The 16,295-nt window shown below is 72.9% G+C and carries 15 protein-coding genes; 12 read left to right on the forward strand and 3 right to left on the reverse strand.

Annotated elements, in window-relative coordinates; all coding sequences use genetic code 11:
- Positions 1-57: 57 nt before the first annotated feature.
- Positions 58-1,251, reverse strand: coding sequence for a lipid II:glycine glycyltransferase FemX (locus K7862_RS28460; protein WP_222967508.1), 1,194 nt, complete (start codon positions 1,249-1,251; stop codon positions 58-60).
- Positions 1,252-1,496: 245 nt separating this feature from the next.
- Between K7862_RS28460 and murJ the strand changes: the two genes are divergently transcribed.
- The 8 genes from murJ to K7862_RS28500 all read left to right on the forward strand — a co-directional run bounded on the left by murJ (position 1,497) and on the right by K7862_RS28500 (position 9,540).
- A complete protein-coding gene (gene murJ / locus K7862_RS28465) occupies positions 1,497-3,098 on the forward strand; it encodes a murein biosynthesis integral membrane protein MurJ (RefSeq protein ID WP_308012233.1) in 1,602 nt (533 codons plus the stop codon).
- A gap of 304 nt (positions 3,099-3,402) precedes the next feature.
- Positions 3,403-4,032, forward strand: coding sequence for a SigE family RNA polymerase sigma factor (locus K7862_RS28470; protein WP_308012234.1), 630 nt, complete (start codon positions 3,403-3,405; stop codon positions 4,030-4,032).
- Positions 4,025-4,993: a hypothetical protein gene (locus K7862_RS28475; protein ID WP_222967509.1), complete on the forward strand. Its 969-nt coding sequence runs from the start codon at positions 4,025-4,027 to the stop codon at positions 4,991-4,993. The genes K7862_RS28470 and K7862_RS28475 overlap by 8 nt, the downstream gene beginning before the upstream one ends.
- 18 nt (positions 4,994-5,011) lie before the next feature.
- The gene (locus K7862_RS28480; RefSeq protein ID WP_222967510.1) at positions 5,012-6,271 is read left to right on the forward strand and encodes a L,D-transpeptidase; all 1,260 of its coding nucleotides are present in this window, start codon (positions 5,012-5,014) and stop codon (positions 6,269-6,271) included.
- A gap of 106 nt (positions 6,272-6,377) precedes the next feature.
- Positions 6,378-6,884 carry a MarR family winged helix-turn-helix transcriptional regulator gene (locus K7862_RS28485; protein ID WP_222967511.1) on the forward strand — a complete coding sequence of 169 codons (507 nt, stop codon included), beginning with the start codon at positions 6,378-6,380 and terminating at the stop codon, positions 6,882-6,884.
- Positions 6,885-7,009: 125 nt separating this feature from the next.
- Complete coding sequence (locus tag K7862_RS28490; protein ID WP_222967512.1) at positions 7,010-7,354, forward strand: DUF3817 domain-containing protein; 345 nt, start codon at positions 7,010-7,012, stop codon at positions 7,352-7,354.
- Positions 7,355-7,425: 71 nt separating this feature from the next.
- Positions 7,426-9,126, forward strand: coding sequence for a coenzyme B12-dependent isobutyryl-CoA mutase large subunit (icmA, locus tag K7862_RS28495; protein ID WP_222967513.1), 1,701 nt, complete (start codon positions 7,426-7,428; stop codon positions 9,124-9,126).
- A 246-nt stretch (positions 9,127-9,372) separates the two neighbouring features.
- Positions 9,373-9,540, forward strand: coding sequence for a DUF397 domain-containing protein (locus tag K7862_RS28500; RefSeq protein WP_308012235.1), 168 nt, complete (start codon positions 9,373-9,375; stop codon positions 9,538-9,540).
- A gap of 6 nt (positions 9,541-9,546) precedes the next feature.
- On the opposite strand, the gene K7862_RS28505 is transcribed toward K7862_RS28500, so the two are convergent.
- Positions 9,547-10,191 carry a TetR/AcrR family transcriptional regulator gene (locus K7862_RS28505; protein WP_222967514.1) on the reverse strand — a complete coding sequence of 215 codons (645 nt, stop codon included), beginning with the start codon at positions 10,189-10,191 and terminating at the stop codon, positions 9,547-9,549.
- 292 nt (positions 10,192-10,483) lie between these two features.
- Here K7862_RS28505 and K7862_RS28510 point away from each other — a divergent pair, with 292 nt between their 5' ends.
- The 4 genes from K7862_RS28510 (at position 10,484) to K7862_RS28525 (ending at position 14,703) form a co-directional block, all read left to right on the forward strand.
- Entirely contained in the window at positions 10,484-11,449 is a 966-nt protein-coding gene (locus K7862_RS28510) for a tetratricopeptide repeat protein (RefSeq protein WP_222967515.1), read from the forward strand.
- A gap of 626 nt (positions 11,450-12,075) precedes the next feature.
- Positions 12,076-12,717 (forward strand): DUF6230 family protein, encoded by a 642-nt coding sequence (locus K7862_RS28515; RefSeq protein WP_222967516.1) that lies wholly within the window; start codon positions 12,076-12,078, stop codon positions 12,715-12,717.
- A 98-nt stretch (positions 12,718-12,815) separates the two neighbouring features.
- Positions 12,816-13,421 (forward strand): DUF6114 domain-containing protein, encoded by a 606-nt coding sequence (locus tag K7862_RS28520; protein WP_222967517.1) that lies wholly within the window; start codon positions 12,816-12,818, stop codon positions 13,419-13,421.
- Positions 13,411-14,703, forward strand: a complete 1,293-nt coding sequence (locus tag K7862_RS28525; RefSeq protein WP_222967518.1) for a hydrogenase expression protein HypF — start codon at positions 13,411-13,413, stop codon at positions 14,701-14,703. The genes K7862_RS28520 and K7862_RS28525 overlap by 11 nt, the downstream gene beginning before the upstream one ends.
- A gap of 130 nt (positions 14,704-14,833) precedes the next feature.
- On the opposite strand, the gene pyk is transcribed toward K7862_RS28525, so the two are convergent.
- Complete coding sequence (gene pyk / locus K7862_RS28530) at positions 14,834-16,261, reverse strand: pyruvate kinase (protein WP_222967519.1); 1,428 nt, start codon at positions 16,259-16,261, stop codon at positions 14,834-14,836.
- Positions 16,262-16,295 lie beyond the last annotated feature (34 nt).

A 16,295-nucleotide genomic window follows, 5' to 3' on the forward strand; every position in this document is an offset into this window, starting at 1 on the left:
GGGCGGCCGCGGCGTGGGCCGACGGGGGCAGCGGCGGCCGCGGTGCGCGGGGCCGGCTCAGCGGCGGGTGAGGTACGCGTGCATCGTGCGGTGCAGGGCCTTGTTGACCGCGCCCTGCAGCGGCAGCTCCCACTCGCCGACGGTCTCCACCGCCTCGCCTCCCGTGCCCAGCTTCCAGCGCAGCAGGCCGTGCGCCCGCGACGCCGGGTCGAGGTCGTCCGGCACCCCGCGCATGTCGTAGACGGCCGCACCCGCCGCCTGGGCGTCGCACAACATCCGCCACTGCAGGGCGTTGCTCGGACGCACCTCGCGGCGATGGTCGGCGGACGCCCCCGTCTGGTACCAGACCCGCTGCCCGTCCGGCGCCGTGACCATCGTGTGCGCGGCCAGCAGCTCGCCCCCGTAGCGCGCGGTGTACAGCCGCATCGCGCCGGGCCGTCCGGCGTTCAGCTCCGCGTACTGCCGCTGGTAGTACTCCAGACCGCGGCCGAGGTCGAAACCGTCGCGCCGCTCGGTGACCCGCAGCAGGTCGTGGAACGCCGGCAGCGTCCCCGGCCCCTCCAGCCCGGTCCGCACCCCGGCCCGGGCGGCCTTCTTGACGTTGCGCCGCCACTCCTGGTTGAGGCCGGTCCACAGGTCGTCCAGGCCGCGTCCGGCCAGCGGGACCTCGAAGACCAGCCGCGGCTGCGCGTCCCCGCCCTGGCCGTCCTCCCCGCAGCGGCGCCAGCCCGCCTCCCGCAGCCGGTCCGACACGGCCGCGCCGAGCGGCTCCACGAGGTCCGGCAGCACGTCGCCGATCCGCCGCCCGGGCCCGGTCGCGGCCTTCAGCGTGCGGGCCGTCCAGCGCCGGTACGCCAGCGGCGGCCCCATCCGCACCGCGAACGCGCCCGTGCCGCGCAGATGGCCGAGCAGCGGCTCCAGCAGGCGGTCCAGCCGCGGGTCCGCCCAGTCCAGGCACGGCCCCTCCGGCAGGTACGCGAACGAGCGCCGCAGACCGGGCAGTTGGCGGTACAGCACCAGGGCGGTGCCCACCAGGCGCTGCCCGGCGTCGAACCAGCCGAGGTGCTCCGCCTGCCAGCTCCGCTTCACCCGCGCCCAGGCCGGCGTCTGCAGGAAGCTCACCGGGCAGAGCCGCGCGGTGCGCTGGAAGGCCGCGTGCAGCTCGGCCGGTATCGGGCGCAGTTGCGGTGCGGCGGCCGCCGACGCGGGCGCCTCGGCGCGCTGCCGGCCCGCGGGCTGGTGGGTGGTCATCGTCAAGGCGTCGCCTCCGCACGGCCGGGCGGCCCAGGGCGGTCCGCTCACCTGTGTCACGCCTGTGCCGCCCGCGAGGTGACAGAGAGGTTCGCGACAGCGCCCCCGGCTTTTCCCCGGCCCGCCCAGCAGGGCAGACTTGCGCGTCCGCGCCCCGGCGGAGATCACCGGGAGCCTGCGCGGGCCCGGGCGGGACGCCGTGGGCGGCAGGGGAGACAGGGGAGGGCGTCGGAGTGAGTGCGGCAGTGGATGCCGGAGGACGGCGGGCACACGCCAGGCCGCCCTCCCTGCGGCGCAGCGGCGGCCTGATGGTCGCCGGTTCGCTGGTGTCGCGGGCCACCGGCTTCGTCCGGCTGTCGGTCACCACCGCGGCGGTCGGCACGGCGGCCGGAGGTGACGCCTTCGGCGTGGCCAACACCGTGCCCAACATCATCTACGCGCTGATGATCGGCGGCGCCCTGCAGTCGGTGTTCGTGCCCGAACTCGTCCGCGCCGCGAAGGAGCACGCCGACGGCGGCCGGGCCTACACCGACCGGCTGCTCACCCTGTGCACGGTCGCGCTGGTGGGCATCACCGTCCTCGCGGTGCTCGCCGCGCCCCTCCTGGTGAGCGCCTACGCGCCCGACTTCACCGGCGCCCAGCGCGCCCTCACCGTCGCGCTCGCCCGCTACTGCCTGCCGCAGATCCTGTTCTACGGCCTGTTCACCCTGCTCGGCCAAGTCCTCGGCGCGCGCGAGCGGTTCGGCGCGATGATGTGGACGCCGGTGCTCAACAACCTCGTCGTCATCGCGGTGTTCGGCCTGTACCTGGCCGTGGCGCACGGCGGCATCTCGCACCGGGACGCGTTGCTGCTCGGGTGGGGCAGCACCGCGGGCATCGCCGTGCAGGCCCTCGGACTGCTGCCCTCACTGCGGGCCGCGGGCTTCCGGTGGCGGCCGCGCTTCGACTGGCGCGGCTGGGGGCTCACCGCGCCGCTGCGGGCCGGGGTGTGGACGCTCGCCCTGGTCCTGGTCAACCAGCTCGCGTACTGGGTCGTCACCCGGCTCTCCACCTCCGCGGGCCACCGGGCACTGGCGGCGGGCCACCACGCGGGCGTCGGCTACGCCGCCTACAGCAACGCGTACAGCCTCTGGGTGGTCCCCCAGGGCATCGTCACCGTCTCCCTGGTCACGGCCATGCTGCCGCGGATGAGCCGGGCGGCGGCCGACGGCGACCACGCGGCGATCGGGGCGGATCTCTCGCGAGGGCTGCGAGCGTCCGGCACCGCGGTGGTCCCTGCCGTCCTGGCCTTCCTCGTCCTCGGGCCGCAGATCACCGGAGTGATCTTCCAGCACGGTGCGACGGGGAACGCCGACGCGGACGCCATCGCCGGCATGCTGGCCGCGTTCGCCCTCGGCCTCCCCGCGTTCGCGGGCCAGTACCTGCTCGCCCGCGGGTTCTACGCGCTGTCCGACACCCGCACGCCGTTCTTCCTCAACGTCGTCATCGCGACGGTCAACGCGGGCCTGGCCGGGGCAAGTTACGCGCTGCTGCCCGCGCGGTGGGCGGTCACGGGCATGGCCGCGGGGTACGCGGTGGCGTGCACGGTGGGGCTGGCCTGTACGACGGTGCTGTTGCGCCGGCGGCTGGGGTGGCGGCCGCGGGTCCTGTCCCACCACGTGCGGGTGGCTCTGGCGTTCGCGCCGGGGGCGGTCCTGGCGGCGCTGGTCGCCCACGTCTGTACGGGTCGCCTCGGCACGGGGGTGCCCGGCGATCTGGCCGGGCTGCTCCTCGGGGCTCTCGCCCTCGCCCTCCCCGCACTCCTCCTTGCCCGCCCCCTCCACATAACGCCCTCCGGGCACGGATAACCCTCCCCAGCGCCCGGGTAGCGCCCTCCGGGCACGGATAACCCTCCCCAGCGCCCGGGCCCCCCGGTCCTCCGGAACCCGTCCTGCCCCCGGGCCGCTGTCGCCGTCCACCGGTTCGTCGCGGCTTGCGAGCAACCCACCACCGGCGGACAGCCGGGAACGCACCCCAGGGGGCAGGACGGGAGCCGTACCCGGGGGAACCTCAGGCGGAGCCGCAGCCGCATTCCGCGGGAGGAAAAAAAGAGGCGGGACCGGTGTCACCTCGGGCGAGCCGCAGGCGTGAGACCTTGCGGGAGGGAAAAACGTGACCGCACACCCGGGAGCCGCCGCAGGCACCCCCGCCGAGTTCGACGAGTTCTACGCCGCGACGGCCAAACGCATGGTCGCCGTCGTGTACGCCGTCACCGGCGACCTGGGCGAGGCCGAGGACGCCGTCCAGGAGGCCTACGCCAGGGCCTGGCAGCGCTGGCCCCGCCTCACGGAGGAGGGCGACCCCACACCGTGGGTCCGGACAGTCGCCCTGCGACTGGCCGTCAGCACGTGGCGCAAAGCCCGCAACCGCGTGCGCGCCCACTTCCGGCACGGCCCGCCGCCGGACGCCCCCGCGCTCGCCCCGGACCGGGTCGCCCTCGTCGACGCGCTGCGGGCCCTGGGGGACGACCAGCGCACCGCCGTCGTGATGCACCACCTGCTGGACCTGCCGGTCGAGGACATCGCCCGGGAGACCGGCGTGTCCAGCGCCGCCGTCCGCACCCGGCTCAGCCGCGGCCGCAAGGCCCTCGGCGCGCGACTGGCGGACCCCGACGACCCCGACGACCCGGCCCCGGGTCCGGCCCGCGGCCGGACGACCCCCGCCGCACTGCGCCCCTCCGCCCCCCACCACCCCGCGCGCCCCGCGCGCCCCCGCACCGAGGAGATGCCCCTCCATGGCTGACGAGTTCGGCCCGACGAAGCCGGCCGGACCGGACCCGGTCGACGAGCGGCTGCGGCAACTGGCCCGCGAGACCGAGCCGCTGGTCGTGCTGGCTGGACCGGCCGCCGCCCGCCGCCGCGGCGAGCACCGCCGGGCACGGCGCCGGGCCGGCGCCGCGTGCCTGGTCGCCGCGCTCGCCCTGGGCGTCGGGTCGTGGCAGCTGCTGCCGCGCCTCGGCTCCGGCCGGACCGGGACACAGCCGGCCGCCACCGCCCCGGCGCCCGCGTCGAGCGAGTCGCTCGCCGACCGGCTGCAGCGCGAACTGCTGCCGCCCAGCGCCCTTCCGCTGTACCCCAAGCGCCAGTGGGAGGTGGTGCCCGAGCAGGAGGCCACCGCGAAGTACCCGGAGAGCTGCCCGGTCTCCCGGGTCCCCACCTACGCCCTGGCCAAGGCGGAACGGGTCTACCGGACGTCCCAGGGCTTCGTCGCCCGCTACTACCTGTTCGCCATGCCGTCCGCCGCGGCGGCGGCCACCGAGGCGAGCGAGTTCGACGCACTGATCAAGGGTAAGTGCGGCTGGGCCGTGGGCATCGACGGCGCCGCCACGCCCGATCGCTCGGTGTTCCCCAGCGGCTCCGCCTACCGCGGCCAGGCCAGTGCTCTCTGGGTGGACCGCCAGGGCACCTACCTGGCGTTCCTCGACGTCAGCACCCTCGCCGGTTACGACGGGAAGGACTCCTTCTCCGGCTCCGGGCCGCGCCCGGCGCTGTGCATCCAGGAGTCCCTGGAGCGGCTCTCCTCGAACCGGCCGTGGGGCGGCTCGTCCCCCGGCGACGAGGTCCCGCCGGCCTCGCCGTCCACGCCCGAGGCGCCGCCGCAGGGCTCCGCGGCCGGCCCCGGCGCGGGCAGCGGGAGCGGCACGTCCGCGAACGCCCCCCGTGGCTCCGCCCTCCCTGGTACGACCCCGACCCCCGCCTGCTGAGACAAGGAACCCGCACCCGTGTCCCTCATACGTTTTCCGCGCCGCCGGGCGCTGGCCCTGCCCGCCGTCCTGCTGGCCGCGGCGTTCGTGGCCACCGCCTGCGGCGGCCACGACGGCGCCACGGGCGGTGACGGCCGTGACGGCTCCCCGGGCGGGAGCGGCTCCGCCGCGGCCCCGGCCGCCGCGCACGTCATCGTCACGCCCGCCGCCGGCGGCGCCGCCGTCTCCCCGGGCACCCCGGTCAGGGTGACCGTCACCGGGGGGACGCTGGCGGCCGTGACCGTGACGCCGAACGGCGCCGCGTCGGACGGCGTCACCCCGGTCGAGGTGACCGGTGCGCTGGACGCGGGCCGCCGCACCTGGACGTCGGACCGCACGATGACGCCCGGCACCTCGTACACCGTGCGGGTCACCGCGTCCGACGCGGCGGGCCGGCCGTCGCGGACCACCAGCACCTTCGCGACCGCCGCGGCGGCCCGGGTCAACGGGGTCACGCCGACCCCGCTGAACCACGCGGTGGTGGGCGTCGGGCTTCCCGTCTCGCTGGCCTTCGACAAGCCGGTGGCCGACCGGGCGGCCGTGGAGAGGGCGCTGCGGATCACCACCACCCCGGCAGTGCACGGCAGTTGGGGCTGGCTGACCGACCCGACCACCGGCATCCAGCGGGTGGACTGGCGCCCGGACACGTACTGGAGGCCCGGGACGACGGTGACGCTGACCGCGCGGCTCAGCGGCATCGACACCGGCGGCGGGCGCTATCTGCGGCGCGACATCCACGACACGTTCACCATCGGCACCGCCCGGATCAGCTACGTGGACCTGCGGCGGCACACCATGCGGGTCACCGAGAACGGCCGGACCGTGCGGACGTTCAAGATCTCCGGCGGCCGGCCCGCGTACCCGACGTGGAACGGGCGGATGGTCGTCCTGGACAAGCAGTCCACGGTCCGGATGACGTCGGCGTCGGTCAACATCGCCACGTCGAAGGACTCCGCGGACTTCTACGACGAGGACGTCAAGGACGCGGTCCGGATCACCACATCGGGCACCTTCGTGCACGCGGCGCCCTGGAACGCCTCGGTGATGGGCATCAGCAACGCCAGCCACGGCTGCGTCGGCATGGACACCGCGGACGCCCGCTGGTTCTTCGACCGGGCCACCCGCGGCGACCTGGTCGTCACCTCGGGTTCCACCCGGGCGACGGTCGACAAGGCGAACGGCTACGGGGAGTGGAACCTCTCCCTCGCCCAGTGGCGTGCGCTCAGCGCACTCGCGTGACGCGGCGGGCGCGGGGCGGGGCGGCGGGCCCCGATGCGCCGGTCCGTGCCTGACCAATAGCTGGACATCTGTGCCCAGTATGTGACCGACGGGTAGGCTCGGGCGCGTGCCAAAGCCCCTGAGCCTGCCCTTCGACCCCATCGCCCGTGCCGACGAGCTGTGGACCCGCCACTGGGGCGGGGTGCCGTCGATGAGCGCCATCACCTCGATCATGCGGGCCCAGCAGATCCTGCTGGGCCAGGTCGACGCGGTCGTCAAGCCGTACGGGCTGACCTTCGCCCGGTACGAGGCGCTGGTGCTGCTCACCTTCTCGAAGGCCGGCGAGCTGCCGATGTCCAAGATCGGCGAGCGCCTGATGGTGCACCCGACCTCGGTGACCAACACCGTCGACCGGCTGGTCGCCTCGGGCCTGGTGGCCAAGCGTCCCAACCCCAACGACGGCCGCGGCACCCTGGCCACCATCACCGACAAGGGCCGCAAGATCGTCGAGGCCGCCACCCGCGACCTGATGGCCATGGACTTCGGCCTGGGCGTCTACGACGACGAGGAGTGCGCGGAGATCTTCGCGCTGCTGCGCCCGCTGCGGATAGGCGCCGGCGACTTCGAGGCCTGACGCGCGACCCTGGCCCCCGACCCTGGCGCGCGACCCTGACGCGTGAAAGCGCTGGTCGCCGGGCCGTGCCCCGCGGGGGAGGGGTGACATCACGGGGCGAATCGGGGCCGGATAGGCTGCTGGCCATGAAATCCAGCGTGCTGACCCGCTACCGCGTGATGGCCTATGTGACGGGCGTGCTGCTGATCGCGCTCACCCTCGGCGTCATCGCCAAGTACGTCCTCGACATCAACGGCGCGGGCACCTTCACCACGGCCGTCGGCTTCGCCCACGGCTGGCTCTACGTCGTCTACCTGATCTTCGCCTTCGACCTGTGCTCCAAGGCGAAGTGGCCGATCGGCCGGATGGCCTGGGTGCTGCTGGCCGGCACGGTGCCGACCGCCGCCTTCTTCGTCGAGCGCCGGGTCACCCGTGAGCTGGCCCCGAAGGTCGTCCACCAGGGCGCGGCGGAGCCCGCCAAGGCCGCCTGAGACTCGGCTCACTCACCCGGTGAGCCGTCTCCCATCGACATTTACTAGGACGTCCAAGTAAATTCGATGGTATGGACGCCCACGGCATCGAGACAGGCCGCCAGCGCTGGCAGGCACGCTATGACGCCGCGCGCAAGCGCGACGCGGACTTCAGCACGCTCTCGGGCGACCCCGTCGAGCCGGTCTACGGACCGCCACCGGGTGTCGACATCCCCGGGTTCGACCGCATCGGCTGGCCCGGCGAGTACCCCTTCACCCGGGGCCTGCACGCCACCGGCTACCGGGGCCGCACCTGGACCATCCGCCAGTTCGCCGGCTTCGGCAACGCCGAGCAGACCAACGAGCGCTACAAGATGATCCTGGCGGCCGGCGGCGGCGGGCTCTCCGTCGCCTTCGACATGCCCACCCTGATGGGCCGCGACTCCGACGACCCACGCTCGTTGGGCGAGGTCGGCCACTGCGGGGTCGCCATCGACTCCGCCGCCGACATGGAGGTCCTGTTCAAGGACATCCCGCTCGGTGACGTCACCACCTCCATGACGATCTCCGGGCCCGCGGTCCCGGTCTTCTGCATGTACCTGGTCGCCGCCGAGCGCCAGGGCGTGGACCCCGCCGTGCTCAACGGCACCCTGCAGACGGACATCTTCAAGGAGTACATCGCGCAGAAGGAGTGGCTCTTCGCGCCGGACCCGCACCTGCGGCTGATCGGCGACCTGATGGAGCACTGCGCGACGTCCATCCCCGCGTACAAGCCGCTGTCGGTCTCCGGGTACCACATCCGTGAGGCGGGCGCGACGGCCGCCCAGGAGCTGGCGTACACGCTCGCCGACGGCTTCGGGTACGTCGAGCTGGGCCTGAGCCGCGGCCTGGACGTCAACACGTTCGCGCCCGGCCTGTCCTTCTTCTTCGACGCGCACCTGGACTTCTTCGAGGAGATCGCCAAGTTCCGCGCCGCCCGCCGGATCTGGGCCCGCTGGATGCGCGACGTCTACGGCGCCACCTCGGAGAAGGCGCAGTGGCTGCGCTTCCACACCCAGACCGCCGGTGTCTCGCTCACCGCCCAGCAGCCGTACAACAACGTGGTGCGCACCGCGGTGGAGGCGCTCTCGGCCGTGCTCGGCGGCACCAACTCGCTGCACACCAACGCCCTGGACGAGACGCTGGCGCTGCCCAGCGAGCAGGCGGCGGAGATCGCCCTGCGCACCCAGCAGGTGCTGATGGAGGAGACCGGCGTCGCCAACGTGGCCGATCCGCTGGGCGGTTCCTGGTACGTCGAGGCGCTCACCGACCGCATCGAGGCGGACGCGGAGAAGATCTTCGACCGGATCAAGGAACTGGCCGCCAGGGCGGTGCCCGGCGGCGAGCACCCGATCGGGCCGATGACCTCCGGCATCCTGCGCGGCATCGAGGACGGCTACTTCACCGGCGAGATCGCCGAGTCGGCGTTCCGCTACCAGCGGGCGTTGGAGAAGGGCGAGAAGGGCGTCGTCGGCGTCAACCGGCACACCGGCTCGGTCACCGGCGACCTGGAGATCCTGCGGGTCAGCCACGAGGTCGAGCGCGAGCAGGTGCGGCTGCTGGCCGACCGCCGCAAGGGCCGGGACGACCAGGCCGTCAGCGCCTCGCTCGACGCGATGCTGGCCGCGGCCCGCGACGGCCGGAACATGATCGCCCCCATGCTGGACGCCGTGCGCGCCGAGGCCACCCTCGGTGAGATCTGCGACGCCCTGCGCGCGGAGTGGGGCACGTACACCGAGCCCGCGCGGTTCTGAGACCCGCACGACGCCCGGCCGCCGGGGTTCCGCGCCCCGGCGGCCGGGCCTCCGCCGCTGTCCGCGACCGGGCGCCGGGAGCCGGTCGCCAGAGGCGGGCGCCGGGAAGCGGGTGCCGTTTCCGGTCCCGTGAAAGTGCCCGCCCCACCCCGTTTCCATCACCGCACGATCACCGCACGATCACCGATCCCCACCACTGCTCGTACCCTCGTAGTCACTTGACCGTGCCGATGAGGAAGGAGCTTCGTGGCCCTCGAGGCGACCGTCGGGGACGACGGGATGATCTACATCCGTGAGACGGAGCAGCCGGAGGTGGTGGCGGTGACCACCCCCGCCAAGTGGGAGGCGTTCGTGAAGGGCGTCAGGGCGGGGGAGTTCGACCACTTCGTGGCGGGCGTCGAGGTCGACGCCTGACCGCACCTACGGCGGCGGCAGGTGCAGCGCGCCGAGCCCGTCGACCAGGAGGCGGGCGAGCCGCAGCGCCCACTCCCGGTCGACGGGCCCGGAACTGACCATCACCCGGTGGACGACCGCGCCGGCGATGACGTCGAAGATCAGGTCGTCGCGCGCCGGGTCCTCCGCCTTGTCCGGTGGAAGTTCGCCGCGCTGCTGCGCCCGCCGCCGCCCGAGCAGCACCAGGTGCTTCTGGCGGTCCACGATCGCCTCGCGGATGCGCAGCCGCAGCGCGTCGTCCTGCGCGGCCTCGGCCACCACCGCCATCAGCGCGGTCCTGGTCTCCGGGCGCTCGATCAGCTCGGCGAAACGCAGCACCACCCCCTGGATGTCGGCCTCCAGGCCGCCCAGGTCCGGCAGGTCGAGCTGCTCCTCGAACAGCGCCGCGAGCGCGTCCACCACCAGTTCGTTCTTGCCCGCCCAGCGGCGGTACAGCGTGGTCTTGGCCACGCCGGCGCGGGCCGCCACGTCGCCCAGCGTCAGGCCGCCCCAGCCCACCTCGGCCAGTGCGGCGCGTGTGGCGTCCAGGATCGCCCGGTCCGCCGCGGCACTTCTGGGGCGCCCGGCGCGTTTGGGGGACGTGACCGCGGTGAACGATGTCCGGGGGTGCATAGGGCTGGACCATACCGGTCGGTAGGTTCGCATGGAGTGACCGGACTCACAGGAAACTCGTGCGCACGCTGATCATCGGCCAGTTACGCTACGAGTCGTAGCGGAATCGTGCGGCCCGGTGCCACCGGAAACACTCGTCCCGCCGGGGTCACCCGGACGGGGCACGCGACGACCACAGGTACGGATGGGGATCCGTACGAGGGAGAGAGCAGCGGCCTTCCCGGCCCCCGCGAACCGGCGGGGATCCGGGGTCTGTGCACGCTTTGCTCCACGAGGGGGGAGGATTGGCCTCATGCAGCCACGGAACATGTCCATGAGCGGTGTCGTCGACCTCGCCGCCCTGAAGGCGGCCGGTGAGGCCAAGGCGAAGGCCGAGCAGGCCAGGGCGCAGCGGCAGGAGGCCGGCGCCGGCACCCCCGCGTCCCCGCTCGTCATCGAGGTGACCGAGGCGACCTTCGAGAGCGACGTCCTGCAGCGCTCCGCCGAGGTCCCGGTCGTCATCAGCTTCTGGGCCGACCAGGCCGAGCAGAGCAAGCAGCTCAACGCCACGCTGGAGAGCCTGGCGAACCGGTACCGGGGCCGCTTCGTGCTGGCCACCGCCGAGGTCTACGCCAACCAGCTCCTCTTCCAGCAGTTCGGCGTGCAGGGTGTGCCCGCCGTCTTCGCCGTCCTGGCCGGTCAGGCCATGCCGCTCTTCCAGGGGAGCGCCCCCGAGGACCAGATCACCGAGGTCCTCGACCAGCTGATCCTGGTCGCCGAGCAGCGCTTCGGCATCGTCGGCGAGGACGTCGACCCGGGGGAGGCCGAGGAGGCCTCCCCGGCCCCGGAGCGCCCGGCCACACCGCAGGAGCTGGCCCTGTCCGCCGCCCACGAGGCGCTGGACGCCGGCGACCTGGGCGGCGCCGTGCGGGCGTACCAGAACGTTCTGGCCGACGAGCCCGCCAACGTCGAGGCCAAGCTGGGTCTCGCGCAGGCCGAGTTGCTGACCCGTGTGCAGGGCGCCGACCCGCAGGCCGTGCGCGCCGCGGCCGCCGACGCCCCGGGCGACGTCACCGCACAACTGGCGGCGGCCGACCTGGACCTGGTGGGCGGTCACGTCGAGGACGCCTTCGGCCGGCTGCTGGACACCGTGCGGCGCACGGCGGGTGACGACCGGGACACCGCCCGGCTGAGGCTGCTGGAGCTGTTCGAGGTGATCGGCCCGGACGACCCGCGGGTGACCGCGGCGCGCACGGCGCTGGCCCGCGTGCTGTTCTGACCTCCCGTGCGCCACGGCGGACGGGCACCGCACCACTCAGAGATTTAGCGACACGGCGGCTGCTCTTTATCAAACCGTGATAATGGGCGGCCGCTGTTACTTCTGGTAAGAAGCCCGCCCCGCTTTGTCGGGGCATGGGGTCAGATGTCGTTTTTTCGCCCCGGGGTACCAGTGACGCAGAGTCACGTCACTCCCCGTGGCGATCATGACATGCCCACACTTCCGTTACTCACTGGTAATGAACCCCCTTGTGCGCGGGCCGGGAATGGACCACGATCGGCCAAGCTCGGTCCGTAGCCAGAGTCCGGCATCCAGTCGGTGCCCCGGTCGCGGGTCCCCGCCGAGCGGGGGTGCGCGGCATATGCCGACACCCCGGGACAGGGGGGTCTCCGTCCGCTGGGATGGAACCAACCGGATGGAGCCTGTCCCGCAGGTTGCGCGAGAGCGTGGCCAGTGGTTGTCGCTCGGGGGTGATCGCCGACGTTCGGACGCCGCCTCCGTGACCCTCAGTCAGGGAGACGGCCACCGCTCACCGGCGCTCTCCTTCCCGAGGACGTAGCACTTCTCCCATCCCAGGCCGGGCCCGAACGACCCGGCCGGAGATGTACGTCCGAGAAGGAGGAAGTATGGAGTCGCACGTTCGTGGCGGTACCAGATGGAAGCGGTTCGCCGTCGTCATGGTTCCGTCGGTCGCGGCCACGGCCGCGATAGGCGTGGCCCTGGCGCAGGGGGCGCTCGCCGCGTCCTTCAGCGTGTCCGGCCAGGAGTTCAAGGTCACCGCCGACACGCTGCACGGTGACGGGTTCGTCCAGTACGGCAACGTCGACGTGGAGCACAACGGCACGCCGCACGCGGTGGCCGTCTCGGCGTTCACCGACGCCACCATCACGGGTCTGTGCCAGTCGGTCGTCGTTCCGACGCCGATCGGTGACGTCACCTTGAAGCTGACGGCAGGCAACGGCGGCAAGAAGGTCACCGCCAAGAACCTGTACATCGACCTGGACCAGCTCGACGCCGACGCCACGTTCAACGACATCAACATCGGTGTCGCTGCGGGCAGCACGGACCCGAACTACGCCCACGTCGAGGACCAGGTCGGCAAGGACGAGACGCACGGTGGTGCGTCGTCCTTCGCGCAGGAGGCCAAGTCCGCGGACCTGACCGGCGTCAAGCAGACCGCCTGGGCCACCAGCGCGGGCACGTTCAAGCTGGCGGGCCTCAGCCTCCGCCTGCACAAGGGCTCCGGCCCCGGGGTCGAGTGCTACTAGGCACCGGCTGAGTGGCTGCGGGCGAGCCGCGCGGGACGCGGCTCGCCCGGGCCACCGAAGAACTCCTCCGCCATGTCAGTCCCAGGGAGCTGTTTTCCATGAGCGCCGAGTCGACAGGACTGCGTGCCCGCATCCGCTACGGCCGTCTGACGTTCCGCCACTGGCGGTGGGGCCGCCCGTTCTGGGCCGGCCTGCTGACCATCGTGGCCGGTGTGCCGATCGCCTATTTCCCGTACGCGAACCTCACCCTCGGTCAGTTGACGGTGCGGATGGCGACCACCGCGGGTTCCGACTCGCTGATCATCGGCGTCCTGCTGGGCGTGCTCGGCCTGACCATGTGGTTCCAGTCCTCGGTACGGATCTTCTCCGGTGTGGCCGCCATCCTGCTCTCGCTCGTCTCACTCGTGAAATCGAACTTCGGCGGCTTCCTGGTGGGCTTCCTGTGCGCGCTGATCGGCGGCGCGCTGGCGGTCGCCTGGACGCCGGGCACTCCCGCCGCCGACGAGCCGGGCGAGAAGGCGGAACGCCCCGACGGGGTGCCCGACGCCGGCGGCGACGGGTTCGAGCCCGTCCCGGGACTGTCCGACGCGCCTGCCGTCCCCGCCCAGGCGGGCGACCCGTATGCGCAGCCCGAGCCGGTGCCCGCGGGAGCGGTCGCCGACGACGAGACCACCGAGAAGAACGGGAGGCACCGTGCTGGGTGACGCTGCTCAGCCGGCCGAGAGCGACGGGTCCCGCAACAGGGCGACGTCGGGTCCGCGCCACGCGGCTCCCCGCAGGTCCTTGCTGACCAAGCTGCACGTGCCCGCGGGCAAGGCGGTGGCGCTGGCCGCCATGCCCACCGCCGTGCTGATGGGCATGGGGTTCACGCCGCACTTCGCGCAGGCCGACGAGATGCCCAAGAGCCCGTTCAAGCCGGGCCCGTGCGTCAGCCAGCCGGACACCCCCTCGACGTCGTCCACGGCCAAGGACTCGACGGCCGCGAAGCCGAAGAAGACGACGGGCGGCTCCTCCGGCACGTCGGGCGGCACGACCGCGACGCCGAAGCCCAGCACGTCGCCGACGCCGGCTCCCTCGGCGTCGCAGAAGCCGGACCCGGTCCCGACCTCGCAGCAGAAGTCGACCACGACCACCGCCCCGGCCGCGCCCAAGCCCGCGCCGAGCCCGACGAAGTCCAGCAACCCGCTGGACCCGCTGGGCCTGGGCAACCTGCTGGGCGGACTGCTGGGCGGCGGCAGCACGCCGACGTCCTCCCCGGCGCCCTCCCCGACCACCCCCGCGCCGTCGACGACCACCGCGCCGGCCACGCCGAAGCCCTCGGCCAGCCCCAGCGCCTCGCCGTCGACGGGCACCGGCGCCACGGACACGGTCAAGAAGCTCCTGGGCGGCACCACGGACACCGTCAAGAAGGCCACCAAGGGCCTGACGGACACCGCCAAGGCTCCTTTGTCCGGGAGCACCGCCAAGGCCGGTACGACGCCCACGGACGGCTCCCAGGGCTACCCCTGCCCGACGTACGACGCGAAGGCGCTCGCCGACGCGACGACGGAGGGCGGCATACCCCTGCTGCCGGACGCCCCGTTCACGCTCAAGACGACCAAACTCACGCTGCACGGCCTGAACTACGACGGCATCGTGAAGGTCCGCACCTACAGCGGCCAGGTCAAGGACGTCCTGAAGTTCACGGCCAGCGGCATCGACATCAAGGACCTGTGGCAGATCGTGGACGCCCCCGGCGGCGGCCACACCTGGGTCAAGGCCCGGGCCGGGTCCACGTCGACCTTCACCGGCGGGACGGTCACGCTCTACACCGAGTCGCTGAGCGGCAACCTGCTGGGCCTGGTCCCGGTGACCTTCACCCCGAAGGCGCCGCCGCCGCTGACCCTGCCGGAGCTGTTCTTCACCAACGCCACGGTCGTCAACGCCGGCCAGTTCGGCGGCAACCTGCACGTGCCCGGCATGCAGGTGCTGCCCGGCCAGTCCTGACGGCCTGAGGGCGGGCCACCGGCCCGCCCGCACCGCGACGCGAACGCCGCGCGGTCCGCGCCCCCTTGACCCAAGGGGACGCGGACCGCGCGGCGTTGGTGTGCTCCGGGCCGGCCGGGGACCGGGACGGTCAGTCGGTGACGTCGCCCAGGTGGTGCACGCGCACCAGGTTGGTGGTGCCGGGAACACCGGGGGGCGAGCCGGCGGTGATGATGACGGTGTCACCGCGGGTGTACTCGGAGAGCTTGAGCATCTCCTGGTCGACCAGCTTCACCATGGCGTCGGTGGTGTCGACGTGCTCCACCAGCAGCGCCTCCACACCCCAGGTCAGCGCGAGCTGGTTGCGGGTCGAGGGGTCGGTGGTGAAGGCCAGCACCGGCTCCGGCACGCGGTAGCGGGCCAGCCGGCGGGCGGTGTCACCGGACTTGGTGAAGGCCACCAGGGTGCGGGCGTCCAGGAAGTCGGCGAGCTCGGCGGCGGCGCGGGCCACCGCACCGCCCTGGGTGCGCGGCTTCTTGCCGGGCGCCAGCGGCTGCAGGCCTCGGCGGAGCAGCTCCTCCTCGGCGGCCTCCACGATGCGCGACATCGTCTTGACCGTCTCGATCGGGTACTTGCCGACCGAGGACTCCGCGGACAGCATCACCGCGTCGGCGCCGTCGAGGATCGCGTTCGCCACGTCGGACGCCTCGGCGCGCGTGGGACGGGAGTTGGTGATCATCGACTCCATCATCTGGGTCGCCACGATCACCGGCTTGGCGTTGCGCCGGCACAGCTCGATCAGCCGCTTCTGCACCATCGGGACCTGCTCGAGCGGGTACTCCACCGCGAGGTCGCCGCGGGCCACCATCACGGCGTCGAACGCCATGACGACGTCCTCCATGTTGTGCACCGCCTGGGGCTTCTCCACCTTGGCGATGACCGGGACCCGGCGCCCCTCCTCGTCCATGACGCGGTGCACGTCGCGCACGTCCTTGGCGTCGCGGACGAAGGACAGCGCCACCATGTCGACGCCCATCCGCAGCGCGAACCGCAGGTCGTCGATGTCCTTCTCGGACAGCGCGGGCACGTTCACCGCGGCGCCCGGCAGGTTGATGCCCTTGTGGTCGGAGACCACACCGCCCTCGACGACCAGGCAGCGCACCCGCTGGCCGTGGACCTCGATGACGCGCAGCGCCACGTTGCCGTCGTTGATGAGGATCGGGTCGCCCTGCGAGACGTCGCCCGGCAGGCCCTTGTAGGTGGTGCCGCAGATGGACTTGTCGCCCGGCACGTCCTCGGTGGTGATGGTGAACTCGTCACCGGCGACCAGCTCGACGGGGCCTTCGGCGAACTTGGCCAAGCGGATCTTGGGGCCCTGCAGGTCGGCGAGGACGCCCACCGCCTTGCCCGTCTCGGCCGACACCTTGCGGACGCGCTGGTAGCGGTCCTCGTGCTCGGAGTGGCTGCCGTGGCTGAAGTTGAAACGGGCCACGTTCATGCCTGCCTCGACCAGCGTCTTCAGCTGGTCGTAGGAGTCGACGGCGGGACCCAGGGTACAGACGATCTTGGCTCGGCGCATGGGCGCTATCCTATCGGTTTGTTCCGCTCCGGAA

It is taken from the genome of Actinacidiphila acidipaludis, from assembly GCF_019890725.1.
In the GTDB taxonomy this organism is placed as follows: Bacteria; Actinomycetota; Actinomycetes; order Streptomycetales; family Streptomycetaceae; genus Actinacidiphila; species Actinacidiphila acidipaludis.

Coding starts and splice junctions, on each gene's coding strand:
- K7862_RS28460 (WP_222967508.1), bottom strand. CDS start 1,251: ATGACCACCCACCAGCCCGCGGGCCGGCAGCGCGCCGAGGCGCCCGCG.
- K7862_RS28475 (WP_222967509.1), top strand. CDS start 4,025: ATGGCTGACGAGTTCGGCCCGACGAAGCCGGCCGGACCGGACCCGGTC.
- K7862_RS28490 (WP_222967512.1), top strand. CDS start 7,010: ATGAAATCCAGCGTGCTGACCCGCTACCGCGTGATGGCCTATGTGACG.
- icmA (WP_222967513.1), top strand. CDS start 7,426: ATGGACGCCCACGGCATCGAGACAGGCCGCCAGCGCTGGCAGGCACGC.
- K7862_RS28505 (WP_222967514.1), bottom strand. CDS start 10,191: ATGCACCCCCGGACATCGTTCACCGCGGTCACGTCCCCCAAACGCGCC.
- K7862_RS28510 (WP_222967515.1), top strand. CDS start 10,484: ATGCAGCCACGGAACATGTCCATGAGCGGTGTCGTCGACCTCGCCGCC.
- K7862_RS28515 (WP_222967516.1), top strand. CDS start 12,076: ATGGAGTCGCACGTTCGTGGCGGTACCAGATGGAAGCGGTTCGCCGTC.
- K7862_RS28520 (WP_222967517.1), top strand. CDS start 12,816: ATGAGCGCCGAGTCGACAGGACTGCGTGCCCGCATCCGCTACGGCCGT.
- pyk (WP_222967519.1), bottom strand. CDS start 16,261: ATGCGCCGAGCCAAGATCGTCTGTACCCTGGGTCCCGCCGTCGACTCC.